The 13,736-nt window shown below is 49.5% G+C and carries 12 protein-coding genes and 1 riboswitch; of the genes, 3 read left to right on the top strand and 9 right to left on the bottom strand.

What is annotated here, in order from left to right:
- Positions 1–19: 19 nt before the first annotated feature.
- Positions 20–322, bottom strand: a complete 303-nt coding sequence (locus tag SYK_RS12285; protein WP_281760561.1) for an ArsR/SmtB family transcription factor — start codon at positions 320–322, stop codon at positions 20–22.
- A gap of 105 nt (positions 323–427) precedes the next feature.
- Entirely contained in the window at positions 428–880 is a 453-nt protein-coding gene (locus tag SYK_RS12280; RefSeq protein WP_281760560.1) for a hypothetical protein, read from the bottom strand.
- 175 nt (positions 881–1,055) lie between these two features.
- On the opposite strand from SYK_RS12280, the gene SYK_RS12275 reads away from it, so the two are divergent.
- Together SYK_RS12275 and SYK_RS12270 are read left to right on the top strand one after the other, a co-directional pair.
- Positions 1,056–1,517, top strand: a complete 462-nt coding sequence (locus SYK_RS12275) for an NfeD family protein (protein ID WP_281760559.1) — start codon at positions 1,056–1,058, stop codon at positions 1,515–1,517.
- Between the two features lies 1 nt (position 1,518).
- Entirely contained in the window at positions 1,519–2,541 is a 1,023-nt protein-coding gene (locus SYK_RS12270) for an SPFH domain-containing protein (protein WP_281760558.1), read from the top strand.
- Between the two features lie 77 nt (positions 2,542–2,618).
- Here the strand turns inward: SYK_RS12270 and SYK_RS12265 are convergent, their stop codons facing one another.
- The 7 genes from SYK_RS12265 to nhaB all read right to left on the bottom strand — a co-directional run bounded on the left by SYK_RS12265 (position 2,619) and on the right by nhaB (position 10,825).
- On the bottom strand, positions 2,619–3,839 hold the full coding sequence (locus SYK_RS12265) for a phosphopentomutase (protein ID WP_281760557.1): 1,221 nt from the start codon (positions 3,837–3,839) through the stop codon (positions 2,619–2,621).
- On the bottom strand, positions 3,840–5,171 hold the full coding sequence (gene deoA / locus SYK_RS12260) for a thymidine phosphorylase (RefSeq protein WP_281760556.1): 1,332 nt from the start codon (positions 5,169–5,171) through the stop codon (positions 3,840–3,842).
- A 105-nt stretch (positions 5,172–5,276) separates the two neighbouring features.
- A complete protein-coding gene (gene deoC, locus SYK_RS12255; RefSeq protein WP_281760555.1) occupies positions 5,277–6,101 on the bottom strand; it encodes a deoxyribose-phosphate aldolase in 825 nt (274 codons plus the stop codon).
- Entirely contained in the window at positions 6,098–6,502 is a 405-nt protein-coding gene (locus tag SYK_RS12250; protein WP_281760554.1) for a cytidine deaminase, read from the bottom strand. Before SYK_RS12250 ends, deoC begins: the two co-directional genes overlap by 4 nt.
- Positions 6,503–6,714: 212 nt before the next feature.
- Positions 6,715–7,515: a hypothetical protein gene (locus SYK_RS12245; protein WP_281760553.1), complete on the bottom strand. Its 801-nt coding sequence runs from the start codon at positions 7,513–7,515 to the stop codon at positions 6,715–6,717.
- A gap of 209 nt (positions 7,516–7,724) precedes the next feature.
- Entirely contained in the window at positions 7,725–9,149 is a 1,425-nt protein-coding gene (locus tag SYK_RS12240) for an LbetaH domain-containing protein (protein ID WP_281760552.1), read from the bottom strand.
- 53 nt (positions 9,150–9,202) lie between these two features.
- Complete coding sequence (gene nhaB / locus SYK_RS12235) at positions 9,203–10,825, bottom strand: sodium/proton antiporter NhaB (protein WP_281760551.1); 1,623 nt, start codon at positions 10,823–10,825, stop codon at positions 9,203–9,205.
- A gap of 157 nt (positions 10,826–10,982) precedes the next feature.
- A riboswitch (Fluoride riboswitch) is annotated at positions 10,983–11,044 on the bottom strand.
- Positions 11,045–11,731: 687 nt separating this feature from the next.
- On the opposite strand from nhaB, the gene SYK_RS12230 reads away from it, so the two are divergent.
- Positions 11,732–13,708: a methyl-accepting chemotaxis protein gene (locus SYK_RS12230; RefSeq protein ID WP_281760550.1), complete on the top strand. Its 1,977-nt coding sequence runs from the start codon at positions 11,732–11,734 to the stop codon at positions 13,706–13,708.
- The last annotated feature ends 28 nt before the right edge of the window (positions 13,709–13,736 follow it).

Raw genomic sequence — 13,736 nt, 5'->3', positions numbered from 1 at the left:
CTGTTTGAACAAAAAAATATTACTTGCTTGCAGCCAGCACAGACTCAATGCACTGAAAGAAATTAAGCACACACGGTACTTTCAGACGATAATAGACATTCTTGCCACGTTTTTCATCTTCCACAATCCCCACTTTCTTAAGCACTGTGAGATGCTTGGACACCGTGGAAATATCCGCGCCCACCAAGTCACGCAGGTCGCACACGCACCGCTCGCCCCGGGAGAGTTCGTCGATCATCATCAGCCGAGAGGGATGCGCCATGGCCTTGACCACGTTGGCTCGCTCTTCAAACTGCTGCTGTGTGACTATGTCCTGTTTCATGAATGCTTTCTCCTCGTCGCTCATTTGGTAATATAGCCAACCGTTATCCAAAGTCAAGAGGGTGATATAAAATTTCGCCCGGTTTCGTCATGGAAACAGACGCCGTTATTCGATGGGGGGCAAGATAACTGCCTTGCCGTGGGTATACTCCACCCGAAACGGTTCCTTGCGAACCGCGTAATCCAGTTCCGGTGTCAGCCGGGTAAAGCTGGTGATAGCTCCGCCATTGGAAGACACGGTCACATACACTTTCTGGCCAACTTTAGGCTTGATGTAAATGATGTCCTTGGACCTTTTCTGCCATGCGTAATTCAAGATTTTGCACGCACCGATAAATACTTTGGGGGTATAGGGCGTGACTGCATATACTCGCTTGAAAGAAACACGGGTAAACGTACCATCACGATTGCCACGCATCTGTCGAACCTTAGAAACCGTGGCAATGGCCTTGATCTCGGAATCATGGGCCATAAGCGCCATGTAGTCCGGCTCGCTGGCCTTGGAAGGCAGTACAGCAAGAAGGAAAAAGAGACCTATAAGAGATATTCGGATTTTCATATTATTCTGATGTGTTTATGTCTTCAGTATCACTGAAGCGAAGGCACGGTATACCAGCCTGAACCGATAGGCAAGCAAGAGAAACAGGATGCACAGCCTCCATACAACAAGAATGGCATTGGTATCGACAAAACCACATGGGAACGGTATTACTTTTCTCTAATCAGGAGGCCCAATGGAATATTTCAACTCAATGGAAAACATACTCTGGCTCATCTGGCTCGGTGTAGGCGTGGCCTTCCTCGTGGCAGAATTCGTGATGCCCGCCTTCATCGTCATTTTCTTCGGCGTGGGCGCAATCATTGCCGGGGTCACAGCTTTTTTTGGCTTTTCACTACAAATGCAGATCATCGTGTTCGGGGCATCATCCCTGGCTCTGCTCCTCCTGCTTCGCAAAACCATGGCCGACACCTTTGCCGGGGGCTCCTCCTCGGACGAAGAAGACGCAGACACAGCAATCGGTGCACGGTGTGAAGTTGTGGAGGCAATTCATCCACCACAGGCAGGACGCGTCAAATATCTGGGTTCCTTCTGGTCGGCCCGGTGCGACGATCCTGTAGACGTCGGTGTAATGGTTCGCATCAGTCATCGTGACGAAAAAGACCCCAATGCCTTTATCGTAGAAATGGAGAAATAATATGGATCCCGCAACTCTGACTTCCTTGATCACAGCCGTTGTTTTTGTACTCATTCTGATCACCCTGATCATCAAAACAGCTGTGGTGGTGCCGCAAAAAAGCCACTTTGTTGTCGAACGACTCGGTAAATACTCAAAAAGCCTCAGCGCGGGCCTGCATATTCTGATCCCGTTCATCGACAAGATCGCCTACAAACGCAGTCTCAAAGAAGAAGTCATGGACATCCCGGCCCAAAGCTGCATCACCCGTGACAACGTATCCGTGACCATTGACGGCGTACTCTACATCCGAGTCATTGATGCCAAGATGTCTTGCTATGGCATTGAAAATTATTACATCGCCGCCTCACAACTGGCCCAGACATCGCTGAGATCCGCCATCGGTAAAATCGATCTGGACAAGACTTTCGAAGAACGTGAGACCATCAACTCCTCAGTCGTGCTGGCCGTAGACGAAGCCGCGCAGGAATGGGGCATCAAGGTCATGCGTTATGAAATCAAAGATATCACGCCTCCCAGCACAGTTATGACCGCCATGGAACAGCAGATGAGAGCCGAGCGTGAAAAACGTGCTGAAATCGCCATTTCCGAAGGTGATCGTCAGTCTCGTATCAACCGAAGTGAAGGTTTGAGGCAAGAAGCGGTGCAGGTTTCCGAAGGTGAAAAGCAGAAACGTATCAACGAAGCCCAAGGTCGCGCTCAAGAAATTCTGCTCGTTGCCGATGCCACGGCTCAAGGCCTGCAAAAGGTTGCCGAAGTCATCAACTTGCCCGGCGGTACCGAGGCCATGAATCTCAAGGTGGCCGAACAGTATATCGATGAATTCGGCAACCTCGCCAAAGAAAACAACACCATGATTATTCCAACAGACCTTGCCAACATGGGCGGCATGGTCGCGGCGGCAACTGAAATTATCAAGAAAACATCGGTCAACCCCACAGGCAAACCAAAAAAATCGGCCTCCAAGAAGACTGCAGAATCGCAGGAGTCTCCTCAGACTGTCGGCGGATTCGCAGTAGAATAAAAATTAATAGCATCATCCATTCAAACGGCTCCGCCCATTCGGGTGGGGTCGTTTTTTTTGACAGAAACGGACTTCTCCTAACTCAAGAGAATGGGAGTGCCCTCGTCCAACGGATCAATGCCAAGGTGCATGGCAACAGTCTGCCCCACGTCCGCAAAGGTCTCACGCATGCCATCGGCTCCCGGCAGTACGTCCGGGCCAAACAAGATCACAGGCACGCACTCACGGGTATGATCACTTCCCTGCCAAGTAGGATCACAACCATGGTCTGCGGTAATAATCGCCAAATCACCAGAACGAAGATGCCCGATCAACCCAAACACTCGTTTATCGATTCGTTCCAATGCGGCGGCATATCCGGTTACATTCCGGCGATGTCCCCATTCAGAATCGAACTCCACGAAATTCACAAAGGTAAGCGAACCATCCGGCGCATTCTCGACTTCATCTTCCAGCAGATCAAACAGCCCGTCAGAATCCGGTGCCTTGACTTTTTTCGTCAGGCCTCGGTGCGCAAAAATATCGGCAATTTTACCCACGGAAACGACCTCACGACCCGCGGCCTTGAGCTTATCAAGCAAAGTCTGAGACGGTGGTGGCAAAGAATAATCCCGACGGTTAGCCGTTCGTGTAAACGCTCCCGGTTCCCCTATAAAAGGACGGGCAATGACTCGCCCTATATTATAGCCTTCCAATAATTCTCGCACGAGTTCACAGAGCGCGAACAATCGATCCAGCCCGAAATATTCTTCATGGGCCGCAATCTGAAAAACCGAATCAGCCGAAGTATAACAAATGGGTTTGCCTGACTGGATATGTTCTTCGCCGAATCGGGCGACAATTTCCGTCCCCGATGCGTGACAATTCCCCAAAACACCAGACAGATTGCCTTTTTCAACAATCTCAGCAATCAACGTTTCAGGGAAACTTGGATATTCAGGCGGAAAATAGCCCCATTCAAAACGAACCGGCACTCCAGCCATTTCCCAATGACCGCTCGGGGTGTCTTTGCCCAAACTCACTTCATTTGCCGCCGCGAACCGACCACGCAAAACCGGCGAAGTCAGACCGGGAGGCACTGTCCCCGTCACCAGTTGGGCAGCCAGTCCAAGGCCGAGAGAGCTCAGGCACGGCAGATTCAACGGACCGGACCGTAGGCCGTCCTGATCAGCCTCGCCCCGTGCGCATTTTTCAGCAATATGCCCAAGCGTGTCAGCGCCGGCATCACCAAAGCGGTCAGCGTCCGGTGCCCAGCCGATACCAAGGCTGTCCAGCACGAGAATAAATGCACGTCCCATCTATGCAACCCCTGCAATACGTTCTGATACCACAGGCCGATCTGCCGGACGATCCAGGCCAACCTGCACGGCTTCACGGATACGCTCCGCCGCCATATTCGCCTGTTCCTCATCTCGCGCGAACACTCTGCAAATCGGAACATCAGGTCCGATCTTATCACCGATATGTGCGAAATTCGTCATGCCTACACCGTAATCAATAGGTTGCTCCGCACGGATACGCCCACCCTTCATGGCCACCAGAGTCATGCCCACAGCGCGATTGTCCATAGCCGTCACGAACCCGGCACTTTCCGGGTACACAGCCATTTCCACAGGAGCCGCATCGAGATACTCCGCAGCCTTTTGCACGAAATCCACAGGACCACCCAACCCCTTTACCATTGTGCCAAAACAATCGGCTGCCGTGCCTGAATCAAGAGCCGCGTTCATTTTTATGGTGGCTTCGCCGATGTCCCTTGCCAGTCCGGCAAGAATCAACATTTCACCTGTCAGGACAAACACAACCTGCATCAGTCTCGAATCTCGATATTTGCCTGTCAAAAAATCCACAGCTTCCTGCATTTCCAGTGCATTGCCAACGCTATGACCCAGCACTTCATTCATATCCGTGAGCAAGGCTACTGTCGGCACGCCAGCACCTGTGGCAACATGAGCGATGGATTCGGCCAGTTTTCTGGCATCCTCATATTTTTCCATGAACGCACCGGAACCATATTTCACATCCATGACCAATCCCTGCAATCCCGCTGCCAATTTCTTGGACAGAATGGATGCCGTGATGAGGTCGATAGATTCCACGGTCGCCGTGACATCTCGAATGGAATACAGCCGCCTGTCTGCCGGGGCGAGGTCCGAGGTCTGGCCGATGATGGCACAGCCTGCTTCTCGCGTCACAGTGACAAAAGTTTCAAGGTCAGGGGTGGTATCATAGCCCGGAATGGCGTCAAACTTATCGAGTGTACCGCCAGTGTGTCCAAGACCGCGCCCGGAAATCATGGGAACAAATGCACCGCATGCCGCAGCCAATGGGCCGAGGATCAGACTGACCTTATCACCCACGCCGCCCGTGGAATGCTTGTCCACCACCCCGGATTTAAAACCAAAAGTCGGCCAATCGATGATCGTGCCCGAATTCTTCATGGCGACAGTCAGATCGATACGTTCCTGCATGGACATGCCTTGAAAAAAAACGGCCATGGCAAATGCCGCCACTTGACCTTCGGAAACGGATTCATCCGTGATGCCGCGCACCATGGATTCGATGTCGGATTTGTCGAGCGGATATCCGTCCCGTTTTTTGCGAATTATTTCCTGCGGTATAAATTTCATGGGGAGGCGCCTATCCCATCCTTTTCCTCAACTTTTTGTGAGCGCATTCGCGCTGATTGGATGAGGGAGGGAGTTTGTTTTTTTATTCGTTGTGTTGACGAGTTTTTAGTAGTCGTGTTTTTCGTTAGGGACACTGTTCAAGTTGAGTTCCTTAAGGACATCATTGAGGATGCCACTGGCTCCGAAACGAAGGGTTTGAGGAGTGGCCCAGCCCTGCCCCATGATCTGATCGGCAAGGTAAAGAAATCCAGCGCTGTCTGACACGGTTTTAAGGCCGCCTGAGGGCTTGAAACCGAGGGTTCGATTGGTGTTGGGCTGCATTTCCTTAATGACAGAGAGCATGACGGCAGCGACTTCAAGTGTTGCCCCACCCGGCACCTTGCCGGTGGAAGTCTTGATGAAATCGGCACCAGCCTCGATAGCGGCTCGACTAGCGGCTTCAATAATGCGTAAGGACTGGAGCTGACTTGTTTCAAGTATGACCTTGAGTTTGACATCTTCACCACAAACCACACGGACCTGTTCAATCAATGCACTGGCGGTGTCTTCGTCGCCGGACTTGAACCGTTTGTATGGCATGACCACATCCACTTCATGCACACCCATATTGACCTGTTCGCGGGCCTCGGCAACAGCCTTGGCCGCATCTGCTCCGCCATGAGGAAAGTTGCAAACCGTTGCTACGCGGACACACGAACCTTCCAATTCCTTGAGCGCAAGCGGGACAAATCTGTCATATACGCAGACTGCAGCGACATGCCCTGCCGAGCACATAGCGCGAGAGCATAGATCTTTGATCGTGTCATCAGTATCGTTTTCGCTCAAAGACGTCAGGTCCATAGAGGCAAGGGTCCGTAAAGCAAACTCTTCATTAGCCACGATGTGTTGCGCCTCGGCCACCAAGTTTTTCAATGTATCGTTCATTTTCATAATTTGTTGAGGTTTTCCGGCCCGAAAGAATGGGGCAGCAATTCATCCAAAGTCATGGTCAAAAGCACGCGTTCGCTGTTGCAGGAATACACGATGGTGTCCGGGGTGGAAAATTCACGGATGCGCTGACGACAACCGCCGCACGGAGTACAAACGGCCTCAGTTGGTCCAACGACCACGATCTCACGAATCACCCTGCCGCCACCGAGCACCATGGCGCTTATGGCAGACTGTTCCGCACAATTGCCCAACGGATAAGCCGCGTTTTCAATATTACAGCCGGTGTATATATCGCCTGTGTCCGTTACCAAAGCAACGCCCACTGGATGATTGGAATACGGAGCATATGCCATATCGCGGGCCTCCGCTGCCAATCGAATGAGTTCCTTGATATCAGGCAATATACCACTCCTTGACGTAGAAGATGCCATTTACTTTCGGGCTGACACCATATTCACGCCCCCAATTAGACAGGGCATCCAAGCTACAATTGGAATAAATGTGAATATCAAAGAGGTCAACCGATTGTGTCCACTGACAACGGATGATCACAACACAAAAAAGTCCTGTGGCATGACACCACAGGACTTTAGAATGTATCTAAAAATCAAATCTAATTGAACATGTCGCTGATGGCATCACGAAGGCCGGACTTGATCTCATCCTTGGTGGCTTCCTTGGCATCGTAACCGACATCCTTGGCGTCATCTTCCAGCCCCATGTCGTTGTTCGACTGCTGTTGAGCCGGAGGCTGCTGCATTTGCACCTGTTGAGAGTTCGCTGGAAGCTTATAATATGCGGAATCAAGACTCCTGACGGTCAAACTCGTCAACCGCATGTCATTGCCAGACCGCAACAGACCACCATACCCCATCTTTTTGGCCTCTTCCATGGAATCATCAAAGGAATCACCCATGCTCTGCGTCAGAGCCTCGGCAATGGCAATCCATCCCTCGGAAAGCTTCTTGATGTTCGAATGGTTACTCAAAACCATCTCTTCCCGGCTGGTGATCTTGCCGTCCTCATAAACTTTGGCCTCGTACACCGTACCCTTGTATCCAGCCACGGTTTCTGTCCTGCCGGTCTTCTCGTACCGAACATCATACTCTGTTTCGGCAGCCTCATCACCGCCACCAAACATGGAGGAAAAACCACTTGCCATGCCCGCCATTTGCCCCATGTCCATGACATTACATGCTCCGCTCTCATCACAGGTCACGGAATACACTTTCCCGCCCGACAACTGCATGTAAGAAGTTGGCGACGTATCCATCCGCACATGATGGGCATCACGAGTCACCAATGTGATCATTGACCCATCAGAATACGTATACGTGGCAACAATGTCCGACGCAGCCTGCGCACACACAGGCATGACCAGAAAAACACACAAACAAAACAAAAATTTACGCATGGAACTCCTCCTCAAGTATATCCCCGATTGGTGCTTGCACCTCGATTTAGTCACTGTCTGCTAACTATACATTAATCATAAAACCCATCTCATTTCAAACACACAACGCAAAAAACGTATGCTGCCATGTTCCCACTCTTCAAAATTACAAAAAAAGGCTTGCAACGATCTGTTGCAAGCCTTGTATCTTTTATTCAAACAAATAGGGCCTATCTGCTCCCTACAACGATAGCAGGAAACATTGCCTCCTCTTCGCCTGCCAAATACGGCTGAAACAGATTGTAGGAAACACTTTGCGTTCTCTGCGCATGTCCTCGAGTGCTCCTTTCCCCATCATAATATGCGCCATTTTCCAGCAGTATGTGCTCAATGCGGTCTCGGAACCCTTCGATGAAGGCACCACCATCTCCCTTAAAACTCAAATTCCCAAGTCTGATAACCCGCCGTTGGGAAAAATCTTCCAAACTCATTGAATGAACTTCAAGGTCCTCCTGAGTCCGAACATATCCCCAAACAATAAAGTTTTCGGGAATAGTAATAGGCTCCTTGGCGTCTATAATGGTGTGTGGCATGACAATGGTCCCGGCTCCCACGGTAATCCCGCTCCACTTCTCGCCGTGTAGGAAAGAATTAAAACCAACAAAGACCTTATTCCCGAGTTTTGTATAGGTAAGTTTACCGCCATGGGCGATGATATCCAAGCCTTCAAGCTGAGAATCAATGATAAAACAATTTTCCTGAGCATTGGACCCATGGCCGAGCTTCGCGTTCTCGAGATATGCCCGCTGTGCGACCAACGAATTATCACCCAAAGAACTCGCGTCTTTGACCACGGCATACCGACTCAAAAAGGCATTGTCCGGCACAGGCACGGGACTTTCAAAAGCCAAAGAATCGTACATCGGCAGGAAATCGCTCCGGCGTCCTTTTAGGAAATCCGAAAAAAGGCCGGTCAATTGCCCTTCGTCGTCATAGGTCACAAACCGGTCAATAATTGAAGGATCATGCGCATAGTCAAATTCGAATTCGCCCTGTTTCCGTATCCAGACGCGTCCAGACCGGATTGTCTTGCGAGAAAGATCTCCGGCCTGAACATACGCAAAATCGCCCAGAACACAGTTATGCAAAACGGAAAGGTCTGCCGTGGAAAAAGCCCCGAGATAGGCACCCTCCGTGGTTGTCCCATGAATGTTGGAATAATGCATGGCCACGGTGTTGAGTATGCGAAAATATTCTGGAATCTCCGAGTTTCGTGAATGGTTGTGTACCAACGTCTTGATAAGGAAGCTGTTGACCACCTGAATAATTTCATCCTGATAGAGTTCAGTTTCCATACCGTTAAAATACGCGACCGCCCCTTTGGGCTTGAGTTCGTCGCCGCGAATGTCGCTCATAAGAACAACAGAACGGTCGACTTCGCATTTTCCAAGAAAATACGTACCCCCCAGATTACTTTCCTGAAAACGAAAGTACCAGGGATGATCAATGGAAAGGGCATAATAGGCGTAGTACTTAGTCAATTTATCAGTCCGAATAGACTGACGAACTGCATTTTCTACGTCCCGACCAATGGGCTTCAGGTTAACATTCACCCGTGAGATGATATGATCGATCAATCGTGAGATACTCTTCATAATTCTCTCCTTTCCCTGAACATTCGGGGCGGCCCCGCGCTATTGGACGATTTTTACAACAGATAATACACGGCAGCCAAACCAGTCAGGGACATCGTAATGGTGTACGGTAAAGCAAGGATAACCATGCGTCCGTACGACAGACGGATGACCGGCGCAAGTGCGCTTGTCAACAGGAACAAAAATGCAGCCTGGCCGTTCGGCGTAGCCACAGACGGAATGTTCGTACCGGTGTTGATGGCTACCGCCAACTTGTCAAAATGCACCATAAGTTCCCGCACCTGAGTGGCTGCGGCGGCAGGCAGACCGGCGATAACATCGGCTCTGACCAGACTTGCGTCCGTCAACTTCTCCATCAAAGCCTGACCGCTCATCCCAATACCGGGAACTGCGTTCAGCATGTTGATAAAATGCAGCTTGGTCTCGGAGATATATACCGTTGCCACGAACACGTTATCCGAAATGGCAGAAAGCAGACCGTTCGCCGCGTAATAGGCAACCAATTGGCTCTGCCCCTTCATGCTCAAGACGTAGCCGAGAATGGGCGCAAACAAATTTTGCGAATGGATGACACCGACAATAGCGAAAAACACCACCAACAAGGCGGTGAAAGGCAAAGCTTCTTCGAAAGCCTGTCCCAACTGACTTTCTTCAACGACACCAGTCATGGAGGTCAAAAGAACGATCACAGACAGACCAACCAAGCCAACCGCGGCCAAATGAAGTGCAAGAGCCAAAATGAGCCAAAGACCGATCAAGGCCTGAATAACCAACTTGACCTTACCACGCTGTCCCTGCTCTGCCTCCATACGAATGGCGGTTTCCAACAGAAATGAACGAATGTTACCAGGCAACTGTGCGCCATAGCCAAACAAATGGAACTGTTCCACGGCAAGGCAGGTCAACAGGCCAGCAGCAAGAACGGGCATGGACACAGGCAGAACCTTGATGATGAATGGAACAAAATGCCAACCCATCTCATGGGCAATCAAGAGGTTCTGAGGCTCACCAACCAACGTACAGACGCCGCCTAAAGCCGTACCGACGGCACCGTGCATCATCAAGTTCCGCAGAAAAGCCCGGAACTCCAGCAATTCTTCACGGTCCTTCTGCTTGACCGAGTCGTCGGAAATCAGATTATGAGAATCTCCGCTGCCTTTGCCGGAAGCGAAGCGATGATAAACGTTATAAAATCCGTAGGCCACGGCAATGATAACTGCTGTAACCGTCAGTGCGTCCAGAAAGGCTGACAAAAAAGCACCAGCCAAACAAAATAACAAAGCGATGACCTTTTTGGAACGCACCCTCACGAGAATTCGAGTGAAGGTGAACTGCAAAAAGTCCTTCATGAAGTGAATACCCGCGACCATAAAGATCAGCAACAGGATGACTTCGAAGTTCTTGTGTGCTTCATGATACACCACTTCTGCGGAAGTCAGCCCCATGGCAACGGCTTCGATAGCCAAAAGTCCACCAGCAGGCAGTGGGTAGCATTTCAAGGCCATGGTCAGGGTGAAAATGAATTCTGCAATAAGCAACCAACCAGCCACAAACGGCCCGGCAGTGATCATGATAATCGGGTTGCAGACAAGACAGGCAATGATGGTGAGCTTGTACCACACCGGGGCATTGCCGAGGAACATGTTGACAAAAGTCCGTGCTAAAGGCTGGGCCATTTCATTCTCCAGTAACGCTGTAGATTATCCATACAGACCTGAAAAAACAGAAAGCTGTCACACGGGGCAGCGAACTTTGTCTTCAGATCCACACTAAACAAAAGGGCCACATCCGTGGATGTGGCCCATGAAATTCAAACGCACTTCCACCATGCTTCACACGGCAGAAGTCATCAGCTCATCAAGCGGTTCAAGGGGGACCTCATCCCCTATGCGGGTTGTGGTCTAGGCCCATCATTCCTGAAAGTCAAGAAAGAGGCTCTTGATATTTCAGGACATCTTCAACAAGAGCCTCTGATATCAAACCCAAAACACCCTCCAGAGAGGGATAGACCATTCAGAAGGTTGGTGATAAAGGGATGCTCTTCAACTCCAAAGGAGAGATGATGTTCGGACTATTTTCACGGAACTACAAGAAAGCCGCAATGACCTTTCTCAGGCAACATACGGTCGGGCAAAGAGTATATTCTGTCGGTGATGGTGGAGCAAAAATGCGCTACCTGCGCGAATGTGGACACGTCGTCTCAGACAGAGTGTCAGACACACGCTGGGTACACAAAATAGTCAGCAAACCAAAATCTACCTAGATAAAGAAAAAAGAAGGCCCGCTTTAATAGCGGGCCTTCTTTTCCATAGAATTTGATCTCAAAAACAATGATAAAATAACGCTTATTAATTTCATGAGAAGTTGGAAATCCCTTCCTCTTCAATGTACCGATTCTCCCCTTGCATAGTATCTCAATGCAAACACTCGCCAGAACACAAAAATATACTTTTCTTTTTTTTGCACACATCAAATAACTATTACTAAGCTGCTTATATTTATAACCTTTTCTGTTTACAGACCAACCTCCCATACGTCACGCTTTCCTTCCTGTACAACCTGAAACTATACTCGGAGGTTTTATGCTTAACAATTTAAAACTCGGTATCAAACTCAGCCTTGGATTCGGACTCGTCCTGCTTTTAACAGCCTTGGTTGCCGTTATTGGTATCAATGGAATGCAGAACGTACAGAATCGCGTAGACAAGGCGGATGACGTCAATCGACTTGTACGCTTCATTCTCGAAAGCCGTATTCAGGAAAAGAACTTCATGCTCAAACACACGCCTGAAGCAGTGGAAAAGCATGCTGAAACCCTCAAAAAAATGCAGGATCAAACGCAAACTACAAATAAAAAATTTAACCACCAGGTAAACAAGGATCAAATGGCCCAGGTTGCCAAAGCCGCTGAGGAATATGAAAAGGCTTTTGCAACATATTTAAAACTTGATGAAAAAAACATATTGGCTCTGAAGGGCATGGTTGCTGCGGCTCAAAAGGCTCTCGACAAAACAGAAGAATTACGCGCCAAACAACAGGAACAACTGTCCCTGCTTATCGCATCGGACAACACGCCCTCGCGAATACTTGAAGACAAACTTATAAAGACAAATGACGCTAACGCTATGGTCAAAAGATTTCTCAATGCGCGAATGAACGCAAAGGACTTCATGGCCAATCGGGACAGCTCATCGCTTGAAAAAAGCCGTGAAAATCTAAAAAATATCCTTAAACAAGCCGAAACGCTAAAATCTCGTTTCAAAGATCAAACCAATATTCGTCAAATCGGCGAAGTCGAAAATGCTTTGGATGATTACCTCAAGGAACTGAACAAATTCGCAACAGACAGCAGGCAACAAAATCAAGCCGAAAAAGACATGATTTCCGCCGCCCAAAAAGCGGATGAAATCTGCCGAGCAGCTCGTGCTGATCAAAAAGCAAAAATGCTCGACGATATCCACAGTGCGAACATCACGAGCATCATTACTGCAGCAACTGCACTCATCCTCGGCATTCTGGCTGCCTTCTTCCTTACTAAAGCCATCACAAAGCCCATATCCATGGGTGTCAGCTTTGCAAAAAACATGTCCGAAGGAGACTTTACAAATACACTGGACATAAACCAGAAAGACGAAGTTGGCATGTTGGCAAAAGCCTTGAATGACATGGTCACGAAACTGCGGGCCGTAGTTGCGGACGTTGAAATCGCTACCAACAATGTCGCTACGGGGAGCGAAGAATTGTCTGCATCTTCAGAGACTCTTTCACAAGGAGCGACTGAACAGGCCGCCTCGATTGAAGAAGTCTCTTCTTCCATGGAACAAATGGCTTCCAACATCAGCCAAAATGCAGAAAATGCCACGGAAACAGAAACCCTTGCAACCAAGGCCGCCGCTGATGCCAAGGAAAGCGGTTCCGCAGTCAATCAAACTGTTAATGCAATGAAAAGCATTGCTGAAAAGATTTCCATCATTGAGGAAATCGCCCGCCAGACCAATCTCCTCGCGCTCAATGCAGCTATCGAAGCTGCCCGAGCCGGTGAACATGGGAAAGGATTTGCCGTTGTAGCTGCCGAGGTTCGTAAGCTTGCAGAACGCTCTGGTTCAGCTGCGGCAGAGATCAGTGAGCTTTCCTCTTCAAGTGTCAGAATTGCCGACAAAGCCGAAGAAATGCTCCACGCCCTCGTCCCGGACATCGAAAAAACAGCATCACTCGTACAGGAAATATCCTCATCAAGTAATGAACAAAACGCTGGGACCACTCAGATCAACCTGGCCATCAGTCAACTTGATATGGTGATTCAGCAAAATGCCTCTGCATCCGAAGAAATGGCGTCCACAAGCGAAGAGCTTTCTGCGCAAGGACAGACTCTTCAAGCCACCATGTCCTTCTTCAAGGTAGATGAACAATCGCACAACAAATCAGCGACAGTTGTCACCAGAACATCCAGACGGACGAACGCCCTGCCCGCGCCTTCCCGGCACACAAAAGAGGCCATGCCAGAACCGACCGGTATCGCCATTGCCATGGATTCCGACGAAGGATACGAGCGCTTTTAACAAATCAATAATCAATTAACCGTCAAAA

The organism is Pseudodesulfovibrio nedwellii (genome assembly GCF_027923765.1).
Taxonomy (GTDB): Bacteria; Desulfobacterota; Desulfovibrionia; order Desulfovibrionales; family Desulfovibrionaceae; genus Pseudodesulfovibrio; species Pseudodesulfovibrio nedwellii.
Note: the sequence above shows the minus strand (reverse complement) of the source record. Positions and strands in the feature narration are given on the sequence as shown.